Origin of the sequence: Novosphingobium mathurense, assembly GCF_900168325.1 — a bacterium.
Lineage (GTDB): Bacteria > Pseudomonadota > Alphaproteobacteria > Sphingomonadales > Sphingomonadaceae > Novosphingobium > Novosphingobium mathurense.
The window spans coordinates 582,719-604,102 of sequence record NZ_FVZE01000001.1 but is presented as its reverse complement, the minus strand read 5'-3'; the positions used below and the strand labels follow the sequence as shown (position 1 = coordinate 604,102).

20 protein-coding genes are annotated in these 21,384 nt (G+C 64.5%); 11 read left to right on the top strand and 9 right to left on the bottom strand.

Going from position 1 to position 21,384, the window contains the following annotated elements; all coding sequences use genetic code 11:
• Window positions 1-28: 28 nt before the first annotated feature.
• Window positions 29-1,255, bottom strand: coding sequence for a pyridoxal-dependent decarboxylase, exosortase A system-associated (locus B5483_RS02975; protein ID WP_079729419.1), 1,227 nt, complete (start codon window positions 1,253-1,255; stop codon window positions 29-31).
• Window positions 1,252-2,778 (bottom strand): acyl-CoA ligase (AMP-forming), exosortase A system-associated, encoded by a 1,527-nt coding sequence (locus B5483_RS02970; RefSeq protein WP_079729418.1) that lies wholly within the window; start codon window positions 2,776-2,778, stop codon window positions 1,252-1,254. Before B5483_RS02970 ends, B5483_RS02975 begins: the two co-directional genes overlap by 4 nt.
• A gap of 38 nt (window positions 2,779-2,816) precedes the next feature.
• Here B5483_RS02970 and B5483_RS02965 point away from each other — a divergent pair, with 38 nt between their 5' ends.
• From B5483_RS02965 to B5483_RS02950, 4 genes are read left to right on the top strand one after another with little or no spacing between them, the layout of a single operon-like run.
• Window positions 2,817-3,842, top strand: a complete 1,026-nt coding sequence (locus tag B5483_RS02965) for a GNAT family N-acetyltransferase (RefSeq protein ID WP_245828800.1) — start codon at window positions 2,817-2,819, stop codon at window positions 3,840-3,842.
• Between the two features lie 38 nt (window positions 3,843-3,880).
• Window positions 3,881-4,144 carry an acyl carrier protein gene (locus B5483_RS02960; protein WP_007011125.1) on the top strand — a complete coding sequence of 88 codons (264 nt, stop codon included), beginning with the start codon at window positions 3,881-3,883 and terminating at the stop codon, window positions 4,142-4,144.
• A gap of 7 nt (window positions 4,145-4,151) precedes the next feature.
• Window positions 4,152-4,826 (top strand): alpha/beta hydrolase family protein, encoded by a 675-nt coding sequence (locus B5483_RS02955; protein ID WP_079729416.1) that lies wholly within the window; start codon window positions 4,152-4,154, stop codon window positions 4,824-4,826.
• Window positions 4,823-5,602: a hydrolase 1, exosortase A system-associated gene (locus B5483_RS02950; RefSeq protein WP_079729415.1), complete on the top strand. Its 780-nt coding sequence runs from the start codon at window positions 4,823-4,825 to the stop codon at window positions 5,600-5,602. Before B5483_RS02955 ends, B5483_RS02950 begins: the two co-directional genes overlap by 4 nt.
• Window positions 5,603-5,745: 143 nt before the next feature.
• Here B5483_RS02950 and trxB read toward each other — a convergent pair whose 3' ends face one another.
• Window positions 5,746-6,717, bottom strand: coding sequence for a thioredoxin-disulfide reductase (gene trxB, locus B5483_RS02945; protein ID WP_054946466.1), 972 nt, complete (start codon window positions 6,715-6,717; stop codon window positions 5,746-5,748).
• 190 nt (window positions 6,718-6,907) lie between these two features.
• On the opposite strand from trxB, the gene B5483_RS02940 reads away from it, so the two are divergent.
• The 4 genes from B5483_RS02940 (at window position 6,908) to B5483_RS02925 (ending at window position 12,143) form a co-directional block, all read left to right on the top strand.
• Window positions 6,908-7,786, top strand: coding sequence for an alpha/beta fold hydrolase (locus tag B5483_RS02940; protein ID WP_079729414.1), 879 nt, complete (start codon window positions 6,908-6,910; stop codon window positions 7,784-7,786).
• A gap of 213 nt (window positions 7,787-7,999) precedes the next feature.
• The gene (locus B5483_RS02935; RefSeq protein ID WP_079729413.1) at window positions 8,000-9,109 is read left to right on the top strand and encodes an HlyD family secretion protein; all 1,110 of its coding nucleotides are present in this window, start codon (window positions 8,000-8,002) and stop codon (window positions 9,107-9,109) included.
• A gap of 24 nt (window positions 9,110-9,133) precedes the next feature.
• Entirely contained in the window at window positions 9,134-10,675 is a 1,542-nt protein-coding gene (locus tag B5483_RS02930) for an MDR family MFS transporter (protein ID WP_079729412.1), read from the top strand.
• Window position 10,676: 1 nt separating this feature from the next.
• Window positions 10,677-12,143: an efflux transporter outer membrane subunit gene (locus B5483_RS02925; RefSeq protein WP_245828799.1), complete on the top strand. Its 1,467-nt coding sequence runs from the start codon at window positions 10,677-10,679 to the stop codon at window positions 12,141-12,143.
• A 49-nt stretch (window positions 12,144-12,192) separates the two neighbouring features.
• Here the strand turns inward: B5483_RS02925 and B5483_RS02920 are convergent, their stop codons facing one another.
• A complete protein-coding gene (locus tag B5483_RS02920; protein ID WP_231634669.1) occupies window positions 12,193-12,363 on the bottom strand; it encodes a hypothetical protein in 171 nt (56 codons plus the stop codon).
• Window positions 12,364-12,985: 622 nt separating this feature from the next.
• Here B5483_RS02920 and modA point away from each other — a divergent pair.
• From modA to B5483_RS02905, 3 genes are read left to right on the top strand one after another with little or no spacing between them, the layout of a single operon-like run.
• Window positions 12,986-13,765, top strand: coding sequence for a molybdate ABC transporter substrate-binding protein (gene modA / locus B5483_RS02915; RefSeq protein ID WP_079729410.1), 780 nt, complete (start codon window positions 12,986-12,988; stop codon window positions 13,763-13,765).
• 12 nt (window positions 13,766-13,777) lie between these two features.
• Complete coding sequence (modB, locus tag B5483_RS02910; RefSeq protein WP_054946461.1) at window positions 13,778-14,479, top strand: molybdate ABC transporter permease subunit; 702 nt, start codon at window positions 13,778-13,780, stop codon at window positions 14,477-14,479.
• A complete protein-coding gene (locus B5483_RS02905; protein WP_054946460.1) occupies window positions 14,469-15,104 on the top strand; it encodes a molybdenum ABC transporter ATP-binding protein in 636 nt (211 codons plus the stop codon). The genes modB and B5483_RS02905 overlap by 11 nt, the downstream gene beginning before the upstream one ends.
• A 62-nt stretch (window positions 15,105-15,166) precedes the next feature.
• Here B5483_RS02905 and B5483_RS02900 read toward each other — a convergent pair whose 3' ends face one another.
• From B5483_RS02900 to B5483_RS02880, 5 genes are all read right to left on the bottom strand, one after another.
• Complete coding sequence (locus B5483_RS02900) at window positions 15,167-15,385, bottom strand: formate dehydrogenase subunit delta (RefSeq protein WP_245828798.1); 219 nt, start codon at window positions 15,383-15,385, stop codon at window positions 15,167-15,169.
• 10 nt (window positions 15,386-15,395) lie between these two features.
• Complete coding sequence (gene fdhF, locus B5483_RS02895) at window positions 15,396-18,236, bottom strand: formate dehydrogenase subunit alpha (protein ID WP_079729408.1); 2,841 nt, start codon at window positions 18,234-18,236, stop codon at window positions 15,396-15,398.
• Window positions 18,237-18,242: 6 nt separating this feature from the next.
• Window positions 18,243-19,796, bottom strand: a complete 1,554-nt coding sequence (locus B5483_RS02890; RefSeq protein ID WP_079729407.1) for an NADH-ubiquinone oxidoreductase-F iron-sulfur binding region domain-containing protein — start codon at window positions 19,794-19,796, stop codon at window positions 18,243-18,245.
• On the bottom strand, window positions 19,793-20,257 hold the full coding sequence (locus B5483_RS02885; protein ID WP_079729854.1) for a formate dehydrogenase subunit gamma: 465 nt from the start codon (window positions 20,255-20,257) through the stop codon (window positions 19,793-19,795). Before B5483_RS02885 ends, B5483_RS02890 begins: the two co-directional genes overlap by 4 nt.
• Window positions 20,258-20,341: 84 nt before the next feature.
• A complete protein-coding gene (locus tag B5483_RS02880) occupies window positions 20,342-21,238 on the bottom strand; it encodes a LysR family transcriptional regulator (protein ID WP_079729406.1) in 897 nt (298 codons plus the stop codon).
• Window positions 21,239-21,384 lie beyond the last annotated feature (146 nt).

Here is a 21,384-nt window from a genome sequence, read left to right as displayed (position 1 = left end):
CGCAAATACCTAAATCCTTACGGCTTTTTCAGACCAGCAGCTCGCGGGCCGGTCCCTGCCCCAGGAAACTGGCCGGGCTGGCGCTGGCACCATAGGCCCCGGCACAGAACACCGCCACGAGATCACCGACGTCAGCGCGAGGGAACCCGCCCTTGTCCGCCAGTTTGTCGAGCGGTGTGCACAGGCAGCCGACGATGGAAGCCTCCTCCTCGACCTCTGCACCGAAGCGCGTGGCAATGGCCGAGGGATAGTTGCGGCGCACAACGGTTCCGAAGTTTCCTGAGGCGGCGAGCTGATGATGCAACCCCCCGTCGGTGATCAGAAAAACTTCGCCGTGGCTGACTTTCCGGTCGACGATGCGCGTGATGTAAACACCTGATTCGCCGACGAGATAGCGCCCCAGCTCGATGCAGAAACGGGTTTCGCGCAGGCTGTCGGGCAGCTTCTCGAAGCGCTCGGCCAGCCGGGCGCCGACAAAAGACAGGTCGAGCGGTTCGTCGCCCGGGAAATAGGGAATGCCGAAGCCTCCGCCCAGATTGCAGTGCGGCAGTGGCGCTCCACTCTCCTGCGCAAGGCGCGCCGCCAGATCGAGGGTCTGGCCCTGGGTCTCGGCAATGGCCTCGGCGGAGAGCGCCTGGCTGCCTGCGAATATGTGGAACCCGCGCCATTCGGCACCGCTGGCGATCACTTCGCGCACGAGAGCGGGCACACGCTCGGCATCGATGCCGAACGGCTTGGCGCCGCCGCCCATCTTCATGCCCGAGCCCTTGAGGTCGAAATCGGGGTTCACCCGGATCGCCAGTCGCGACGTGACGCCCAGCCGACCTGCGATCGCCAGTGCCCGCGCCGCCTCGCCCTCGGATTCGAGATTGAGCGTCACCCCGGCCCGGATCGCCGCTTCCAGTTCCGCATCGCGCTTGCCCGGCCCTGCAAAACTGACCCTGTCGAGCGCGATCCCGGCACGTCGCACGATCTCCAGCTCTCCGCCAGAGGCAATGTCGAAGCCATCGACAAGGCCGGCCATTGCCGAAAGCAGCGGCGCAAAGGGATTGGCCTTCACCGCGTAATGCAGCGACAGCCGCTCGGGCATCGCCGCACGCAGCGCCGCAGCCCGGTCGCGCACGCGGTCGGCCGAATAAAGGAACAGCGGGGTTCCGCCGGCTTGGTCAACCCAATGCGTCACCGGTTTGCCGCCCACAGCCAGCACGCCGTCGATGGAAGTGAACCCGGCGGGAATCGGACCGAGCGCCTTCATGCCGCCAGCTCCGTCTGCAGACCGGTGCGGTCGATCTTGCCATTGGGGCCGATCGGCATGGCCGCGCGCCAGTGAATGACTTTGGGCTGCATGAAATTCGGCAGTTCCTGCATGAGTTTACGGGGCAATTCCTGTTCGGGGTTTTCAGCGCCGGGGGCCGCCCTGACGATCAGGTGGACCGCCTGACCCAGCCGTTCGTCGGCAAGGCCGAGCGCCACCGCCTCGGCAACGAGGCCGGTGGCGAGCGCGGCTTCCTCGATCTCCTGCGGACTGATGCGGTTGCCCGCGCTCTTGATCATCGCATCGCGGCGCCCGACGAAATAGAGCAGTCCGTCCGCTTCGCGCCGTACCCGGTCGCCCGACCAGACGGCGGTGCCGCCATAGGAAGAGCTTGCGGGCGCCGGCTTGTAGCGCTCGGCCGTGCGCTTCGGATCCTGCCAGTAACCCTGCGCGACGAGCGGCCCGCAATGGACCAGCTCCCCCTCCTCGCCATCAGCGGCCAGTTCGCCCGCATCGTTGATGACGAGGATCTCGGCATGGGGAATCGCCGTGCCCATCGAGGTGGGGTGCGTGTCGACAAGCGCAGGATCGAGATAGGTCGAGCGGAACGCCTCGGTCAGCCCGTACATCGGGAAAAGCCGGGCCTGCGGGAACAGCGCACGCAAGTGGCGGACCAGATCGACGGTAAGCGCACCGCCGCTGTTGGTCAGGCGGCGCAGCTTTCCGGCGGTCTCTGCCGGCCAATCGAGTTCGCTGACCTGCACCCAGAGGGGCGGGACCGCCGCGAGCGTCGTGATGCCGTGGCGCTCGACCGCTTTCACCAGGTCGCGTGGGAGCAGGTAATCGAGCGGGATGACGCAGCCGCCCGCATACCATGTCGAGAACAGCTGGTTCTGCCCGTAGTCGAACGAGAGCGGCAGCACCGCCAGGGTGCGGTCATCGCCTGCCAGCCCCAGATAATCGGCCACGGCCTCTGCCCCCAGCCACATGTTGGCATGGCTGAGCATGACGCCCTTGGGTCGCCCGGTCGATCCGCTGGTGTAGAGGATTGCAGCCAGCGCCTGCGGATCGACGCTCGAGGGCCCCATGTGCCCCCCAAGGTCCGCCGCCGCGGCCAAGGCCGCAGGCTCCTCGATAACGCGGCATTCGTGAGGGACATCGCCCTCACCCAGCGTCTTGAGGCGCGCAGGCGTTCCGATCAACATGGCCGCGCCGCTGTCCGCAAGGATATGCGCGACTTGCGCATGCTTGAGCAGCGGATTGACCGGCACGTGAACCAGTCCGGCACGCGCTGCAGCAAGCGGCAGCAGGCAGGTCAGTTCGCCCTTGGCCGCCCAGCTCGCCACGCGCGCGCCTTGCTGCGGCACTTCCTGCGCCAGCCAGGCAGCAAGACGAGAGACACGCGTTCTTAAGTCCTTGTAGTTAAGAACGCCCTCGCGCAGCACGAGAGCATCGGCCGCATCGTCCCCGCGAAGGACGAGATGGTCGAGCGGAAGGACCGGATTTTCGCTCTTGCCGCGCATTTTGGTGGAACTGCTCCCGCGAGGTTCTGGAAGGTATCGTGGTAAAGATCGAATATCACTCCGATCTTAAGGAACTGCAATCCGACGCACAGCTTGCAAGGCTGCTCTCGCCGGAATGCCAGTCCGCGCCCTTCGATCGCCTTGCATGGTGGGAAGCGCTTGGCAAGCATTGCGCCATCGCACCGACGATCGCCGTAGCGCGCGAAGGCGATGCGGTGGCCGTCCTGCCGCTCACCGGCAATGGCGGCCACCTCTCGGCACTGGCGAACTGGTACACTTTCCGGTTCCGACCGGTGCTTTCGCCGGTACCGCAGGCTGAAGGCTTGCTCACCCAAATCGCCCACGATCTGGCCGGAAAGGCGCGCCGCCTGACGCTCTCCGGACTGCCAGACGAGGACGACTCTGCATCGCGCGTCGAATCCGCCTTCCGCAAGGCCGGCTGGCTGGTCATGCGCGAGGCCAGCGACACAAATCATGTCCTCGCAATCTCGGGCCGCAGCTACGACGACTATATCGCCGGGCGCCCCGGCAAGCTCCGCACGACGCTCAAGCGCAAGACGAAGAAAGTTGCCGTCGAGGTTCTCACCCGCTTCGATGCGCTGGCCTGGGAGCAATACGAGGCGATCTATGCCGAAAGCTGGAAGCCCGAAGAAGGATCTCCGACCTTCCTGCGCGCCTTTGCACAGGCCGAAGGCGAAGCAGGTCGCCTGCGTCTCGGCATCGCCCGGGCCGCCGAAGATCCCGAAGGCCCGGCCATCGCCGCGCAGATGTGGACGGTCGAAGGCAAGACAGCTTTCATTCACAAGCTGGCCCACCGCGAGAGCGCCAAGCCGCTTTCGCCCGGCTCCATCCTGAGCGCGGCGCTGTTCCGGCACGTCATCGACGTCGACCGGGTGACGCTGGTAGACTTCGGTACCGGCGACGATCCCTACAAGCGCGACTGGATGGAACAGGTGCGGCCCCGCTACCGACTGGACATGTTTCGCCCCTTCGATCCGCACAACTGGCTCATCGTCGCGCGGATCGGCCTGCGACGTCTTGCCGCAAGTGCGAAGGGCGGCTAGAGCCGCTGGCCAAAGTACAACGCTTTGTTGAGGGGGCCATGCAAGACGATACCGACCTGCTGCTGCGTCGCATCCTGACGGATGTCCTCGGACTCGCGCAGGGACAGGCCGACACGTTCGATGCCGAAACGGGCCTGTTCGGTCACCTGCCCGAACTCGATTCGATGGCGGTTGCCGGGCTCCTGACCGAGATCGAGGACCGCCTAGACATCGTGATCGAAGACGACGAGATCGACGGCGAAATGCTCGAAACCTTCGGCGGCCTGCTCGAATTCACCAAGTCCAAGCGCGCCGAGGCCTGATCCGGCGGTGACACCGGCGAGTTGGCCCTGTCCGCTGCCCGCCGGTGGCTTCGTCGACGAACATGCCCTCAGCTTCGATCGCAATCGCAAAACGCGGTTGCTGATAGTCCCGGCGCTGTTCGATGAAGGCAACAAGCTGCGTCGCCTGACGGTGGAGACGATGCGCCGCCTCGACTCGGCCGGGATCGACTGCATTCTGCCGGACCTTCCCGGTTGCAACGAGAGCCTGCAACAGCTCGACCGGCAGGTGCCCACAGCCTGGCGCAGCGCAATGGACGCTGCTGCAAAGCAGTTTCGCGCGACCCACGTTCTGGGCATTCGCGGTGGCTGCATGTTCACGCCGGACGGCCTTCCAACCTGGCACTATGCCCCGGTGAAGGCCGCCTCGATCCTGCGCCAGATGCTGCGTGCGCGAATTCTCGCGAGCCGTGAGGCTGGACGCGAGGAAAGCCGAGAAGATCTGGCCAAGCGCGCCAGGGAGCAGGGCATCGAGCTTGCCGGTTATCCCCTCTCGCCAGAATTCTGGCGGGAATTCGAGCCCACGATCGCCACGGATACGGCAAGACTGATCGAACAGGCCGAAATCGGCGGTAGCGGTCTGTGGCTGCGCGCGGAACCGGGTGAAGACCCCGATCAGGCCGACGCCCTCGCCGCGATCCTGACCTGGGGCGCCACGGAATGAACCGACGCCATTTCCTGTTCGAATGCGAAGGCGCCCGGCTGGCCGCAACGCTGGACGATGCGCCCGGCACCGTCGCCCTGCTCCTCGTCAGCGGCGGCAACGAAGTGCGCGCCGGGGCATGGAACGGACAGGCCAAATTCGCTGCCCGGATTGCTGGCCGCGGTTACCCCGTCATGCGCTTCGATCGCCGTGGCGTCGGGGACAGCGAGGGAGTGAATGGCGAATTCCGCTCCAGTGCGCCAGACATAGCCGCGGCCCTCGCAGCATTGCGCCGCGAATGCCCGCAGGTCATCAAGATCGTCGCCTTCGGCAACTGCGATGCCGCCAGTGCGCTGATGCTGACGCGCGGCGCGGGGATCGATGCGATGGTGCTGTCCAACCCGTGGACGATCGACAACGATGCGCGCGACGAACCCGCCGAAGTGGTCCGCGACCACTATCGCCGCCGCCTCACCGATCCTGCCGCAATCCGCCGCCTGCTGACCGGCAAGGTCTCGATCGGCAAGCTCCTGCGCAGTCTCCTGTCGGCCGCGCGCCCTGCATCGGCCGGGCTATCCGGTCTTGCCGCCGAGATGGCCGAGGGCATTGCGACCTATCGGGGCTGCATCCGCTTTCTGGTCGCCGCGCGCGACCGGACCGGACAGGCGTTCCTTGCAAAGTGGAACAAGAGCGACACCCGCATCCGGATCTGCCCCGATGCGACCCACAGCTACGTAGAGCTTCATGCGCAAGACTGGCTGGTGGAACAGGTTATCGCGGTGCTGGAGGCACAGTAGCGCCTTCGACCGCCCTCACCCCGAACGACCTCAGACGATCAGCGGTCTGGCGGGGCGTGCAATTGCAGGCGGCCGAACGTGCCGAACCGCCTGCCGGCACTCCCCGCTTCCTCATGGGAAACGGGGAGGCAATCAGAAATGGCTCAGGCTTCGACCTTGGCCGCCTCGGCGAATTCCTTTTCGGCGAGGAAGCGCTCGGCGTCGAGCGCGGCCATGCAGCCGGTGCCGGCAGCGGTGATCGCCTGGCGGTAGACGTGGTCCATCACGTCGCCGCAGGCGAATACGCCCGGGACGTCGGTCTTGGGCGTACCCGGCTCGACGAGCAGGTAGCCCGTATCGTCCATGGCGAGTTGCCCCTTGAACAGTTCGGTCGCGGGGGCGTGGCCGATGGCGACGAAGGCACCTTCGGTCTCGATCTCGCTTTCCTCGCCGGTCACCGTGTCGATCAGCTTGAGCGCCCGCAGGCCACCGCCCTCGCCGCCGCCCAGGAAGCTGTCGACGCGCTTGTTCCACACGACGTTGATCTTGGGGTGCGCAAAGAGGCGGTCCTGCAGGATCTTCTCGGCGCGAAGGGAATCGCGGCGGTGGATCAGGGTGACGTCCTCTGAATGGTTGGTGAGGTAGAGGGCTTCTTCAACGGCGGTGTTGCCGCCGCCGATGACCACGACCTTCTTGCCGCGATAAAAGAAGCCATCGCAGGTGGCGCAGGCGGAGACGCCCTTGCCCGAGAGTTCCTGCTCGCCCGGAACGCCGAGCCAGCGCGCCTGCGCGCCGGTGGCGATGACCAGCGTGTCGCCCTCGTAAACGTCGCCGCTGTCGCCCTGCGCCGTGAACTTCTCGCCCGACAGATCGACCGACGTGATCGTGTCCCACATCATGCGGGTGCCGACATGTTCAGCCTGGGCCTGCATTTCCTGCATCAGCCAGGGGCCCTGGATAACCTCTCGGAAACCGGGGTAATTCTCGACATCGGTGGTAATGGTGAGCTGGCCGCCCGGCTGGAGGCCCTGCACGACGATCGGCTCCATGCCTGCACGGGCACCGTAGATCGCGGCAGAAAGTCCGGCCGGGCCGGAACCGATAATGAGCATGCGGGTCTTGTGCGTCGTCGCCACGTCTAACCTCTTGTGTGAAACCTGTGCGGAAAGCTTTTCGCTGCCGGAGATAGGAGCAAGGGGGCCGGTTTGCCAAGCTTGAGCGTCGCAAGGATTAGTTTCATCCCCGCAAATGCACACCTGCGCCCCTAACTCCGGGGGCAACGGAAGCGCGATTGACCTTGCGCCCTGGAGGTTCCACTTGAAAGCCATGGAACGCCTACTCGGACCGACATCGAACCGCTTCGTCTCACAACGCCTGCGTCTGCATTACGTGGACTGGGGCAATCCCGAGGCACCGCCGCTGATTCTCCAGCACGGCGGGCGCGATCATTGTCGCAGCTGGGACTGGGTGGCCGAGGAACTGCGTCGCGACTGGCACGTGATCTGCCCGGACCTGCGCGGGCATGGTGACAGCGATTGGTCGTCCGAGGGCAACTATGCGATGGACGCCTATGTCTACGACTTCGCCCAGCTCGTCCACACGCTGGGCTACGACAAGGTGACGATCATGGCCCATTCGCTTGGCGGCAACATCGCCACGCGTTTCACCGGCCTCTATCCCGAGAAAGTCGAGAGACTGGTCAACATCGAGGGCCTTGGCCCGAACCTTGAAGAACGCCGCCAAATGCTGGGTGACTGCTCGTCCGAACGGCTGCGAGACTGGATTTCCAAGAAGCGACAGGCTGCCGGGCGCACTCCGCGCAAGTACCTGACGCTGCGCGATGCCTACGAACGGATGAAGGCGGAGAATTCCTTCCTTACCGTCGAGCAGGCCCGGCACCTTACCATTCATGGCGCGAGCCGGAACGAGGATGGTACCTGGAGCTGGAAGTTCGACAACTACCTCAATATCTGGCCGGTTGTGGACCTTCCGGGAGAGCACGTGATCTCCCTGTGGGAAGCGATCACCTGTCCGATCCTGATGCTGTGGGGTAAGGACAGCTTCGCTTCCAGTCCCGCCCTCGATGGCCGCATGGACCATTTCCCGACTGCGCGCCTGATCGAGTACGAAGATGCCGGACACTGGTTGCATCATGACCAGTTCGATCGGTTCATGAACGATGTGAAGGCTTTCTTCGCCGGCTGAGCTCGGCTTGCGGCCATTTGCCGCCCTGACGGATTAGCGAAGCAAATCACCGGGTCGGGCGATTTTCCGACCCGATCGCGCCTGCCTGCCCGCGAAGCGACGGAGCCGGTCCAGCCCTGACACTGACAACGGCGCATGGATCGCCCGATCTTCCTGTTGCAGATACTATCCATGCTTAGTATAAGCCTGCTGCAAATTGAGACAGGAAGTCGCATGAACGCGCAGAGCACCATATCAGCCGACAGCGCAGCCGAGCCGGTCGTCCCGCCTCGCAAGCGCAGCCGTCGTACGATCCTGATGATCGCCGGACCGGCAATCGTCCTGCTTATTGCTCTGGTCGGCTATTTCTGGAGCGGCCGCTACGAATCGACCGACAACGCTTCGCTGCAAACCGGCATGGTCGCCATCAGCCCGAGCATTTCGGGCAAGGTCATCTCGGTGGAGGTGAAGGAGAACCAGCGCGTCAGTAAGGGCGACGTCCTGTTCCGGATCGAAGCCAACAGCTTCAAGTCCGCAGTCGCCGAAGCCGAAGCAACCCTCGCTACCGCGCGCACCGATGTGCAGTCGCTCCGGGCCGATTACCGCGAGGCACTTTCGCAGGTCAGCGCAGCGCAGGCGCGCTACGATTTTGCAACCAGCGAGGCCGCCCGTCAGAAATCGCTCGTGGCGGAAGGGATTTCTTCCAAGGCGCAGTACGACCAGGCGACGACTGCCATGCGCACCGCGCGCGATGCGATTGCCGCTGCTAAGGCCAAGGCGGACAGCCTGCGCGCCGAGCTGTCCGGTCAGGTGGAAGGCCCGATCGACAGCCAGCCCGACGTGCGCAAGGCGGCTGCACAACTCGCTCAGGCCAGGATCAATCTCAACGATGCCGTCGTGCGTGCACCGCAGGACGGTGTGGTCACCCGGGTAAACCAGCTTCAGGCCGGCAACTACGTCTCGCCGGGTCGTCCTGTCTTCATGATGACCGGGCTGCACTATTGGGTCCAGGCGAACTTCAAGGAAGATCAACTGCGCTACATGCGCATGGGACAGCCGGCCACGATCACGATCGACGCCTATCCCGACCTGGAATTGCACGGTCGCGTCGAAAGCTTCAGCCCGGGCACCGGATCGAGCTTTTCCGTCCTCCCGGCCGACAATGCGACAGGCAACTGGATCAAGGTGGTCCAGCGCCTGCCCGTCCAGATCGCCATCGATCACCTGCCCGATGGCCTGCCGCTCGGAGCCGGGCTGAGCGCCAGCGTCGAAGTCGACACCGGCCACGAACGCCACCTTTTCAGGGCCGACAGCCCGCCCAACTCTCCTGCTGCCAAGCAGTAAGCGCAGCGAAGGACCGGCCCCGTCGTGAGCTCCGAACAGCCCATCCAGTACCCTTCGCCGGCGCGGCGCATCCTCATCACGATCCCCTCGATGATTGCCTCGACGATGGTCTTCGTCGACATCACGATCGCCAACGTTGCCCTTCCGCACATGCAGGCCAGCCTGTCCGCTTCTCAGGAGCAGGTGCTGTGGGTGCTGACTTCCTATCTCGTGGCGGGCGCAATCGCGACGCCGCTCAGCGGATGGCTCGCCGGCCGCGTGGGCCGCAAGAACGTCATGCTCTTTTCAGTCGGCGGCTTCACGCTGGCTTCGATGCTGTGCGGAATTTCGACGGACCTTGGCACGATCGTCTTCGCCCGGTTCCTGCAAGGCAGCTGCGGAGCGGCTCTCGTGCCCCTCAGTCAGGCCATCCTCCTCGATATCAATCCGCCCAAAGATCACGCCAAGGCCATGGCGATATTCACGATTGGCTCTCTGGCCGGTCCGATCATCGGTCCAACGCTGGGCGGCTATCTTACCGACACCCTGAGCTGGCGCTGGGTGTTCTTCATCAATGTCCCTTTCGGCATTCTGGCCTTTATCGGCATGCTCGTTTTCCTGGTTCGCCGTCAAAATCGGGAATGCCCGCCGTTCGACAAGTTCGGATTTCTGACGATATCCATTGCCCTGGCAGCACTTCAGCTCCTGCTCGACCGCGGCGAACATCTCGACTGGTTCGATTCCAACGAGATCAGGATCTACGGCCTCATCCTCGTCATCGCGCTATATCTTGCGACAATCCATCTTGCGACGAGTGCGAACCCGTTCATTCGCCCCGAACTGTTCAAGGATCGCAATTTCGCCGTCAGCACCCTGGTCAACACCCTCCTTGGCATGGTGACCTTCGCATCGATGCCGATGATCGTGGTCATGACACAGTCGCTCCTCGGCTATTCGGCCATGCAGACCGGTCTGGTCAGCCTGCCGCGCACTTTGGGCGCCATGATCGCGATGATCGCGGTAACGCGACTGGTCGCTTTGATCGAAGCCCGGTTCCTGCTGCTGACGGGCATGATCATCATGAGCATCGGCATGCTGATGTATTCGAACTTAGACCTCTTCGTCGATGAGCGTACGCTGGTGGTGACCGGCTTCGTGCTGGGGCTGGGAAGTGGCCTGCTGTTCGTACCGCTCTCGGTCGTTGCGTTCTCAACGCTGCAGCCGCGGCTCCGCAACGAAGGCACGGCGATGTATGCCTTGACCCGCAATATCGGCAATGCAGCGGGCATTTCGCTGCTGCAGTTTCAATACAGCCACTTCGCCGCGCAATCGCAGAACAGCCTCGTCCAGGGCGTCAGGCCCGACAATCCGATCATGCAGTACATGAGGCCCGACTTCGATTTCAATTCGGTAGAGGCCCTGGCGGGCATAAAAGCCCAGATCATGCGGCAGGCCGCCATGGTCGGCGACATCTCTGTCTATCACCTGATATTTCTGGCCACCGTTGTCACGATGCCACTCGTGCTGCTCCTGCGCGGCCGCCAGACAGGCAAAGTTGACGCGGCAACGCTACCGCATGGGGAATGACATGAAACGCAAGACCGTGGCGCTGCTTCCGCTCCTCCTCGCCAGCGCCTGCACGAGCGTGGGCCCCGATTTCGCGCGCCCCCCAGCGCCGTCGGCCGAAGTTGGCTATGCCAGCGATGGCAAAGGACACGCCGAACTCGCTGCCGGGCCGCAGCTGCAGTGGTGGAAGGCTTTCCAGTCGGCGCGCCTCGACGCGCTCGTCGCGCAGGCCATGAGCGGAAATCACAGCCTTGCCGCCAGCCGGGCGACACTGGAAAAGGCACGCCAGCGCATCGCTGCCGTCGCAGGGCGGTCTCTGCCGCAGGTCGATGCCAATGCCCGCGCCGAATACCAGAAGGTCAATCTGGCAGCGTTCGGCCTTTCCGATCGCTTCGGTTCGGGCGGTATCAAGAATCCGGAATTCGACCTCTATACGCTCGGCGCAGGCGTGCGGTACGACCTCGACCTGTTCGGGCGCAACCGCCGCGCACTGGAGCAAGCCGCTGCGCAGGCCGAGGCGCAGGAACGCGCCACCGAGGCAGCGCACCTGGTGATCGCCGGACGCGTCGTCACCCAGGTCCTGGCGATCGCTGCGCTCAACGATACGATCGCCACGCAGAACCGCCTGCTGGCAGAAGACGAACGCAATCTCGACCTGACCCGCAAGCGCCAGAACGCCGGTTCGGGAACGCTTGTCGAAGTGCTCAGCGCGCAAGGCCAGCTTGCCGGCGACCGGGCAAGCCTGCCCTCGCTCGAACAGGAACTGGCGCAAGGACGCGCCATGCTGGCGACATTGCTGGGAATCTCTCCGGCGCAGCTCGGGCCGACCGATTTCAGCCTCGACGACTTTGTCCTGCCGGGCAAGATCCCGGTAGCCATGCCCTCCGCCCTGGTACGAAAGCGCCCCGATATCCTGGAAGCGGAAGCGCGGCTTCACGCCGCGGTTGCTGCCGTCGGCGTCGCCACCGCCGATCTCTACCCAGACATCACCCTGGGTGCATCGATCACGCAGTCGACCTCGCAGCCCGACCGGATCACCAGCAGCAAGTTCAATGCCTTCGACATCTTCGCCGGGCTGACCGCGCCGATCTTCCACGGCGGCACCCTGAAGGCCAACAAGCGCGGCGCCGAGGCCGAGGCACAGGCAGCAGCCGCCCAGTATCGCGAAGTCGTAACCGAAGCCTTCGGCCAGGTGTCCGGCCTCCTGTCCGCCTTGGGCAATGACAGCCGCGAACTGGCCGCGCGCGTGGATGCAGCGCAAGTCGCAGACCGTTCGCTCTACCTGTCACGGCGCAGTTTTGAAGTAGGCAACAGCGGCGTGCTTCAGGTTCTCGACGCCAACCGCACGTTTCAGCGGGCCAATCTTGCGTTGCTGGAGGCTCGGACCAGCCAGTACCAGAACGTGGCGCGGCTCTATGCTGCGACGGCCGGCGGCTGGCTGCCCGACACGTCCGAAGCCCCCAAAAGCACAGAGGCGCCAACCGGCTGATCGCCGTTGGCGCCTCTTCGATCCGAAACCGGTCTTGACCGGCTGCCGATCAGCCCAGCAGGAAATATCCCAGCGCGGCCCAGCAAGCTACGCAGAGCGCTATGGCAAGTACCAATCCGCGTGCATCGTGTTCACTCTCGCCTTCCATGTCTTCAGGCGCGGAACACGCAAAGCGGCTGGCTCGCCCGCTCTTGCGGTCGTTCCCGGCTTCGAATCCCATAAATCTTTCGTCTGCGACCTTCATTCAGCATCCCCACTCAAACGGTCGGCGTTTCCAATTTGCCGACCTTGCGATCCGTCATTGGACTGAACGGATCGATATTGCCCCCAAATGCACTTGGACCTTGTTGTTCTTGTTGGTTCGTTCCCAAGCGACATTTCACTTATAACAGATACGCCGGGAATTTACCAGAACTTGCCGATTGTAGCCTTGACGTTTCACATAGAAAGGCTCGAGGCAAAGGACATTCCCGGGATCGGACATTTCGTGCCGCCATCGCCACACAATCCTGCGATGCGCTAACCTGCGTTAACGCGATGCAGCATCGCCAGAGCATGGCCGAATTGGCTGCATCTTGCGTCTAGTCACCTCCGCCAACTTCGCCCCGGTGCCGCACGGCAATAATTCCGAACGGGCAAAGTCGATCAGCCGCAGATGCAGGTTCTCGAGAAACGCTTTTCCAAGTCTCTCCCGATAATTTTCCTTCCGACCTGCCGGGACAGCGTGTCCTCGCGAGAATCACTTCACTATCCGTCTGCGCCCAGCCCCGATCACCAGGACGCACTTGCCATTCGGGACACGCCATATATCATCGTATATAGCACTCGCGGAGATCCCTGAATTGACTGTCTTCTCTCGCCTGATCGGCCTGATCCTTTCTTTCGCCCTGCTTGTGGCCGCACCGCTTGCCCATGCAGCAGGTGCCAGGACCGGGCCACTCGTGCTCGCCGCAGCCAGCCTGCAGGAAGCCATGAACGCCGCCGCAGACGGCTGGGCGGCCAAGGGGCATGCCCGCCCGCGGATCTCGTTCGCCGGGTCTTCGGCCCTTGCTCGCCAGATCGAGGCCGGCGCAAACGCGGACCTTTTCATCTCTGCAGATGAGGCATGGATGGACGAGGTGGAACAGAAGGGCTTTCTGCGTCCGCGCACGCGGGTTTCCTTCCTGCGCAATGTCCTCGTCATCGCAGCGCCGCGCAGCAGTTCGCTCAAGATCGCGGTCGCACCCGGCTTTGCGCTGGACAAGGCGCTCGGAAACGGCCGTCTGGCCCTGGCCGACCCGCGCGGGGTTCCGGCAGGTATCTATGCCAGGCAGGCGCTGACCAATCTCGGCGTCTGGAATTCGGTTTCGGGCAAGCTCGCCCCGGCAGAAAATGTGCGCGCGGCCCTTGCCCTCGTCAGCCGGGGAGCTGCCCCGCTGGGCATTGTCTATGCAACCGACGTGCAGGCCGACCCCAAGGTACGCGCCGTGGGCACTTTCCCGATAACGTCGCATGATCCGATCAGCTACCCGGTCGCGGTCCTCAAGGCTTCGCGCAATCCCGATGCCGAGAATTTCCGCCGGTTCCTTCTGTCCAGCGAAGGCAAGACCATCTTTCGCCGCTTCGGTTTCGGCACGCAGTAAGCCATCCGGGTCATGACTTCACTCAGCCCGCAGGAGTGGGAAGTCCTGCTGCTTTCCCTGAAAGTCAGCACGGTGGCGATACTGGCCGTTTTGCCGCTGGCCTTCGCGCTGGCCTGGATGCTGGCGCGCTGGCGCTTCCCCGGAAAGGTCCTCGTCGATGCCCTCGTCCACCTCCCGTTGGTCCTGCCGCCGGTGGTGACGGGCTGGCTGCTGCTCCTGGCCTTCGGCACCAATGCGCCGCTTGGCCGGTTCTTTTCCGAGTATCTGGGACTTACCTTCCTGTTCCGCTGGACTGGCGCGGCGCTCGCCGCCGCGGTGATGGCCCTGCCGCTGATGGTGCGCGCGATGCGCCTCTCGCTCGAAGCCGTGGACACCCGCCTCGAAAGCGCCGCGCGGACATTGGGAGCCAGTCGCCTGCGCACGTTCGCATCGATCACCCTGCCCCTTGCCTCCTCCGGCATTCTGGCCGGCCTTGTCCTTGGCCTCGCCCGCTCGGTGGGCGAGTTCGGCGCGACGATCACATTCGCCTCGAACATTCCCGGCGAGACGCAGACGCTTCCGCTTGCCATTTACAGCGCATTGCAGATCCCGGGTTCGGAACTGCAGGTCGTGCGCCTGGCGGTCCTGTCGGTCCTGCTGTCGGTCGGCGCACTGGTCCTGTCCGAATGGCTCGCGCGGCGCAGCGGCCAGGGAAAGGTGCGCCATGTCCTTTGACGTCGACGTCACTATCCGGCGGGGTTCTTCGCGGCTGTCCTACACGTTCAAGACCGGCAAGGGACTGACGGCCCTGTTCGGCCCCTCCGGCGCGGGCAAGACGAGCCTGCTCGATGCGATAGCAGGTCTCGTGCGACCGCTCTCAGGCCGGATAGCGGTCTCCGGGACAGTCCTGTTCGACAAGGCAGAGCGGATCAACCTGCACCCCGAGCAGCGCCGCTGCGGCTATGTGTTTCAGGACCTGCGTCTCTTCCCGCACAAATCGGTTCGAGCAAACCTCGAGTTCGGCTGGAAGCTCGCCGCGTACCACGAACGCTGGCTCTCGTTCGAAACCGCACTGGACTTTCTGGGCATCGGCCACCTGCTCGACCGCATGCCCGCGACGCTATCCGGAGGCGAAGCGCAGCGCGTGGCGATCGGCCGAGCCCTGCTGTCCGGCCCACGCTTCCTGCTGCTCGACGAGCCCCTGGCATCGGTCGATGCCGAACGGCGCGGGGAGATCCTTCGGCTGATCGAACGCGTCCGCGACGAACTGGCGCTGCCGATCCTCTATGTGAGCCACGACCGGCCCGAAGTGGAACGTCTGGCAGACCGGATCATCCCGGTCGAACGCGTGGAAGGCTGATTGGCGGGGTGCCGGTACAGGCACCGCGTGCGGTCTCTTACCAATCCCTGTCCAGTGAAACTTCAGGCCGCGACGCGCAGTTTCCCGAAGACCGCACGCACCGGCTCGGGAAGATCGATCTCCGGGTCGTCCAGTATGTCCAGCGCCTGCGCTTTCATGTGCGGGTCCCAGTAGAGCACGAGATGCTCTGCGGTCGCCGAGACTGCTGCCTCCTCGCCCCTGGAGGCGAAGTTGCGGAAGATCTGGCCTGCCATGTAGATCAGGTGTTCGCGCGTGTTCATCATCGCCGGGTCACTCCGCAGGCTCGGCGGTTTCGATGCGGCGGCTCGCTTCTGCCAGCTCGCGATAGCTCTTCTGCCAGTCCGACGGACCGTTCGATGGCGTGACCTGCACCGCGGTCACCTTGTATTCGGGGCAATTGGTCGCCCAGTCGGAGAAGTCGGTGGTGATGACGTTGGCCTGCGTGTCAGGATGGTGGAACGTGGTATAGACCACGCCCGGGGCCACGCGGTCGGTGATCTTGGCGCGCAGGGTCGTCTCCCCCGCGCGGCTGCGCAGCGAAACCCAGTCCCCGTCGCGCACGCCGCGGTTCTCGGCATCGTGCGGGTGGATTTCCAGCCTGTCCTCGGCATGCCAGTCGACATTGGCGGTACGCCGTGTCTGCGCGCCGACGTTGTACTGGCTGAGGATGCGCCCCGTGGTCAGTAGCAGAGGGAAACGTGGTCCGGTACGCTCGTCGGTCGGCACATAATCGGTGACGACGAACATGCCCTTGCCGCGCACGAAGTGATCGATGTGCATCATCGGCGTGCCATCCGGCGCGGCCTCGTTCATCGGCCACTGTACCGATCCGCGCTGCTCCAGCGCGTCATAGTTCACGCCCGCGAAAGTCGGCGTCAGGCGCGCGATCTCGTCCATGATCTGCGATGGGTGCGTGTAGCCCCAACCCAGCCCCATGGCATTGGCGACAAGCTGCACGACTTCCCAGTCGGCATAGCCGTTGAGCGGCTCCATCACCTTGCGCACCAGCTGGATGCGGCGCTCCGCATTGGTGAAGGTCCCGTCTTTCTCGAGGAAGGTCGAGCCGGGCAGGAAGACATGCGCGTAGTTCGCCGTTTCGTTGAGGAAGAGGTCCTGCACGACGACGCATTCCATTGCCGCAAGGCCCGCTGCAACATGCCTGGTGTTGGGATCGGACTGGAGGATGTCCTCACCCTGGATGAAGATCCCCTTGAAGGTGCCGTCGGTCGCGGCATCGAGCATGTTGGGAATGCGCAGGCCCGGCTCGGGATCGAGGGTGGCGCCCCAGTCCTTTTCGAACAGCGCCCGGGTTTCTGCATCCGAGATGTGGCGGTAGCCGGAAAGCTCATGCGGGAAGCTGCCCATGTCGCAGGCGCCCTGCACGTTGTTCTGGCCGCGCAGCGGGTTCACGCCGGCGCCTTCCTTGCCGACATTGCCCGTCGCCATGGCGAGGTTGGCGATGGCCATGACCGTCGAGGAGCCCTGGCTGTGCTCGGTAACGCCAAGGCCATAGTAGATCGCGGCATTGCCGCCGGTGGCATAGAGCCTGGCAGCCGCGCGCACTTCCTGCGCGGGAACGCCGGTCAGTTCCTCGATCGCTTCGGGCGAACGCGAAGGATCGGAGACGAATTCGGCCCATTCGGCATAGGCATCGCGGTCGCACCGCTCGTGCACATAGGCTTCGTCGACGAGGCCCTCGGTGACGATGACATGCGCCATCGCCGTGAGCATCGCGACATTGGTGCCCGGCCGCAACGGCAGGTGATGCGAAGCCTCGATATGCGGCGAGCGGACAAGATCGATGCGGCGCGGATCTATGACGATCAGCTTCGCCCCCTGGCGCAGGCGCCGCTTCATGTGGCTGGCGAAGACCGGATGGCCGTCCGTCGGGTTCGCACCGATCACCAGGATCACATCGGCATGCTGCACGCTGTCGAAATCCTGCGTGCCCGCCGAAGTGCCGAAAGTCGTCTTCAGGCCATAGCCGGTCGGCGAATGGCAGACGCGCGCGCAGGTATCGACATTGTTGTTGCCGAAGCCCTGTCGCACCAGTTTCTGGACGAGGAACGTTTCCTCGTTGGTGCAGCGGCTGGAGGTTATGCCGCCGATCGAGCGGGTGCCGTAGGCATTCTGGATGCGGCGGAATTCGCGGGCGACGTGGCCGATCGCCTCTTCCCAGGACACCTCGCGCCATGGCTCGTCGACCGAACCGCGCACCATGGGATTGACGATGCGGTCGTTGTGGCGGGCATAGCCCCAGGCGAAGCGGCCCTTGACGCAGGAGTGACCGTGGTTCGCCTTGCCGTCCTTCCACGGCACCATACGCACCAGTTCCTCACCGCGCATCTCGGCGCGGAAGGTGCAGCCCACGCCGCAATAGGCGCAGGTCGTCACCACCGCCCGATCAGGCGTACCCTTCTCGATCACGGTGTTTTCGATCAGTGCCGACGTCGGGCAGGCCTGCACGCAGGCACCGCAGGAGACGCATTCGGACGACAGGAAATCCTCGTCCTGACTTGCCGCGATCTTGCTGGCGAAACCGCGCCCGTCGACCGTGAGCGCCAGGGTTCCCTGTGTCTCGTCGCAGGCGCGCACGCAGCGTGAACAGACGATGCACTTGGCCGGATCGAAGGTAAAATAGGGGTTGCTCTCGTCCTTACAGCCTTCGAGGTGGTTTTCACCCTCGTACCCGAAGCGCACGTCGCGCAGGCCGACCGCACCTGCCTGGTCCTGCAACTCGCAATCGCCGTTGGCGCTGCAGGTCAGGCAATCGAGTGGGTGGTCCGAGATGTAGAGTTCCATCACCCCGCGCCGCAGCTTGCGCAGCTTGTCGGTCTCCGTGCGCACGACCATGCCGGGCGCAACCGGGGTCGTGCACGAAGCCGGGTAACCGTTGCGCCCCTCGATCTCGACCAGGCAAAGGCGGCAAGAGCCGAAGCTTTCGAGGCTGTCAGTGGCACAGAGCTTGGGAATGTCGGTCTCAACCATGGCGGCCGCGCGCATGATCGAGGTGCCAGCGGGAACGGTGAGTTCCTGGCCGTCGATGGTGAGCGATACCGCCTCACCGCTTGCAGCCGGAGTGCCGAAATCCTTTTCGCGGGTAAACGTCATCAGGTCTTACTCCGCCGCTTCGCGCAGCGCATCGCCGCCGCCGAAGTCTTCGGGGAAATGGTCTAGCGCACTCAGGACCGGGTAGGGCGTAAAGCCGCCCAGTGCGCAGAGCGAACCGTGCTTCATGGTGTCGCAAAGGTCGCGCAACAGTTCGACTTCCTCGTCGTGCGTGCGGGCCGCGCGGCTGGCGTTGCGGATCTGCGGCATGGTTTCCAGCGCGCCTGCCGCGCGCGGAGCCTTGGCGACGATGCGGTCGATCAGTTCGACGCCGCGGGTGGAGCCGATGCGGCAGGGCGTGCACTTGCCGCAGCTTTCGACTGCGCAGAACTCCATGGCGAACCGCGCCATGTGCGCCATGTCGACGCTGTCGTCGAAAACGGTGATCCCGGCATGGCCGATCAACCCGCCCGCCTGCGCGAAAGCCTCGTAGTCGAAGGGCAGATGGAACATCGAGGGCGGGAAATAGGCGCCCAGCGGTCCGCCGACCTGCACCGCGCGGACCGGACGACCACTGGCCGTGCCGCCGCCGATCCCATTCACCAGCTCGCCCAGCGTCACGCCGAAGCCGACTTCGTAGAGCCCGCCGTTCCTGACGTTTCCGGCGATCTGGATCGGCATCGTGCCGCGCGACCTGCCGAAGCCGACATCGGCATAGGACTGCGCCCCTTCGGCGAGGATGAAGGGCACGGCGGCAAGGCTCAGGACATTGTTGATGACCGTGGGCTTGCCCCAGAGTCCTTCGATAGCGGGCAAAGGTGGCTTGGCTCGCACCTGCCCGCGCTTGCCCTCGATGGAATCGAGCAGCGCGGTCTCCTCGCCGCAGACATAGGCCCCCGCGCCGACGCGCACTTCCAGCGTGAACGGCGCGATCCTGGATGCGGAACGGGCAATGGCTTCGCGCATGGCTTCGATCGCGAAGGGATACTCGCTACGGATGTAGATGTAGCCGCGCCCTGCGCCGACCGCGTGTCCGGCAATAGCCATGCCCTCGATCAGGCAATAGGGATCGCCTTCCATGAGCATGCGGTCGGCAAAGGTGCCACTGTCCCCCTCGTCCGCGTTGCAGACGATGAACTTCTCGTCCGCCGGGGTATCGAGAACGGTCTGCCACTTGATGCCGGTGGGAAAGCCTGCGCCGCCCCTGCCGCGCAGGCCCGAAGCCTTGACGGCATCGACGACATCCTGCGCAGAAAGCGCAGTGGCCGCCTCGAGCCCCTTCCAGCCGCCATGGACGCCATAGTCGGAAAGGCTCAGCGGATCGGTCACGCCGCAGCGCGCGAAAGTGAAGCGCTGCTGGCGCACGAAGAAGGGATGATCGGCAATGGCACCGATGCGCGTTCCATGGCTGCCATCCAGAACGGCAGCGACGTCATCGGGGCCGACCGGACCATAGGCCACGCGACCCTCTGACGTCTCTACCTCGACGAGCGGCTCAATGGCAAAGAGACCGTGCGAGCCGGTGCGCACAACCTCGCAGCCTGCCTTGGCGAACGCCTGCGCCACAGCGTCTGCGCCGAGCGCCACGGAGGCCATGTCCTTGCTGATGAAGACGCGGGTCATGCTTCCACCTCGTTGGCAATGGCCACGACACGGGCACTGTCGATCCGGGCAACCGGCCGGTCGTCGACGAGCGCATTGGGGCCGATGGCGCACAGGCCGAGACAGTAGACCGGCTCAAGCGCGACCTGTCCGTCCTTGCGGGAATGGCCCATGGCGACGCCGAGCTGGTGCGACAGCTGCGCCTCGATGGCCGCACCGCCGCGCGACTGGCAGCTTTCCGCGCGGCACAACTTGACGACATGGCGCGCCGGCGGCTCGGTCCGGAAATCGTGGTAGAAGCTGATCACGCCATGCACTTCGGCGCGGCTGAGGTTGAGAGCATCGGCGATCAACGGCACGGCGGCCGGATCGACATGGCCGAACTCCTCCTGCAGCGCGTGCAGCAGCGGCAGCAGAGCGCCGCGCATATCCGACTGCATGAAGCGGTCGATAGCGGTCTGTATCCCGGCAATATCTGTCATGGCATCTTTCTCTTTGCCGCCACGCTGCGACATCGGGCAAAGCCGGTCAAATTGATTAGAGCAATGCCTGATAGACAATATCAATCAAACTCCGTCCACTCCTGCAATGGACCGTGCGCAGCCCAGCGCGGCATTCGCCACCGGATCGAGCGGCGCGCGATCTCCGACGATCACCCCGATCCGGCTGACCGCAGCATCCATCGCCAGTGGATGGACACTGGCCCAGCCGGCTCCTTCGATCAGCCCGACATAGCGCTCGGGCATGACCGTCGCGAGGCCGCCGGAACGCACCATCGCCAGCAGTGCAACATAACCGTCCGCCGTCGCCCGCGGCCGCACCGAGACGCCCTGCCCGCTCATGAGCGTGTCGAGAATACGCCGATTCTGCATGCCCTGGTGTAGCAGGCAGAGGGGATAGCCCTCGATCTGCCCCCATGAGACCGGCCCGGGCGCGGGGCTGCGTTCACCGGCCGCGGTTACGAATACATAGCGTTCGGCATAGAGCGGCACGCTGATGACATTGGCCGGACTTTCATGGTCGAGATAAGTGATCCCGGCGTCGATCTCATAGGCTTCGATGGCGCGCACGATCTCACGCGAAGTCTGCGAGCGCACCGAGATCGTCATGCCCGGATGCAAGCGCAGCAACGCCTCGGAAAACGCACCGACGCTGGGCGTTGCTGCCGGTATCACGCCCAGGCGGAACTCACCATGCAACGGCCCGTCGAGCGCCTCGACCGCATGGACCATGCCTTCGTGCGCGGCGAGCAACTGTTGCGCCCAGGGCAACATCGCGCGGCCCTCCTGGGTCAGACCGATGAAGCGCCGGTCGCGCTCTACGAGACGCTTGCCAAGCTGGTCCTCAAGCGCAGCCAGAGCCGACGAAAGCGTCGGCTGCGTCACCCCGCAAGCCTCCGCCGCCCGCGCAAAGTGCCCTTCGCGCGCCAGCGTCACGAAATAGCGCAATGCCCTCAACTGCATTCGTCCGTTCCGATCGCTTCAGATAGACGTTCTCTATCAGAAGCGGTGCACGGCGCGAAGCGGTACATGCGTCACTGCAAGGACAATGGCCTCAACGCTGCAACAGAGCCGGGGTCGAGACCTTGCAGCCATCCCGGCGAAGCTCG

Excerpts from the sequence above, each read along its gene's own strand:
- B5483_RS02925 (WP_245828799.1), top strand. The coding sequence starts at position 10,677 with ATGAAACGCAAGACCGTGGCGCTGCTTCCGCTCCTCCTCGCCAGCGCC.
- B5483_RS02950 (WP_079729415.1), top strand. The coding sequence starts at position 4,823 with ATGAACCGACGCCATTTCCTGTTCGAATGCGAAGGCGCCCGGCTGGCC.
- B5483_RS02880 (WP_079729406.1), bottom strand. The coding sequence starts at position 21,238 with ATGCAGTTGAGGGCATTGCGCTATTTCGTGACGCTGGCGCGCGAAGGG.
- B5483_RS02935 (WP_079729413.1), top strand. The coding sequence starts at position 8,000 with ATGAACGCGCAGAGCACCATATCAGCCGACAGCGCAGCCGAGCCGGTC.
- fdhF (WP_079729408.1), bottom strand. The coding sequence starts at position 18,236 with ATGACGTTTACCCGCGAAAAGGATTTCGGCACTCCGGCTGCAAGCGGT.
- modB (WP_054946461.1), top strand. The coding sequence starts at position 13,778 with ATGACTTCACTCAGCCCGCAGGAGTGGGAAGTCCTGCTGCTTTCCCTG.
- B5483_RS02905 (WP_054946460.1), top strand. The coding sequence starts at position 14,469 with ATGTCCTTTGACGTCGACGTCACTATCCGGCGGGGTTCTTCGCGGCTG.
- B5483_RS02885 (WP_079729854.1), bottom strand. The coding sequence starts at position 20,257 with ATGACAGATATTGCCGGGATACAGACCGCTATCGACCGCTTCATGCAG.
- B5483_RS02920 (WP_231634669.1), bottom strand. The coding sequence starts at position 12,363 with ATGGGATTCGAAGCCGGGAACGACCGCAAGAGCGGGCGAGCCAGCCGC.
- B5483_RS02960 (WP_007011125.1), top strand. The coding sequence starts at position 3,881 with ATGCAAGACGATACCGACCTGCTGCTGCGTCGCATCCTGACGGATGTC.
- B5483_RS02970 (WP_079729418.1), bottom strand. The coding sequence starts at position 2,778 with ATGCGCGGCAAGAGCGAAAATCCGGTCCTTCCGCTCGACCATCTCGTC.
- B5483_RS02940 (WP_079729414.1), top strand. The coding sequence starts at position 6,908 with ATGGAACGCCTACTCGGACCGACATCGAACCGCTTCGTCTCACAACGC.
- B5483_RS02975 (WP_079729419.1), bottom strand. The coding sequence starts at position 1,255 with ATGAAGGCGCTCGGTCCGATTCCCGCCGGGTTCACTTCCATCGACGGC.
- B5483_RS02900 (WP_245828798.1), bottom strand. The coding sequence starts at position 15,385 with ATGAACACGCGCGAACACCTGATCTACATGGCAGGCCAGATCTTCCGC.
- B5483_RS02890 (WP_079729407.1), bottom strand. The coding sequence starts at position 19,796 with ATGACCCGCGTCTTCATCAGCAAGGACATGGCCTCCGTGGCGCTCGGC.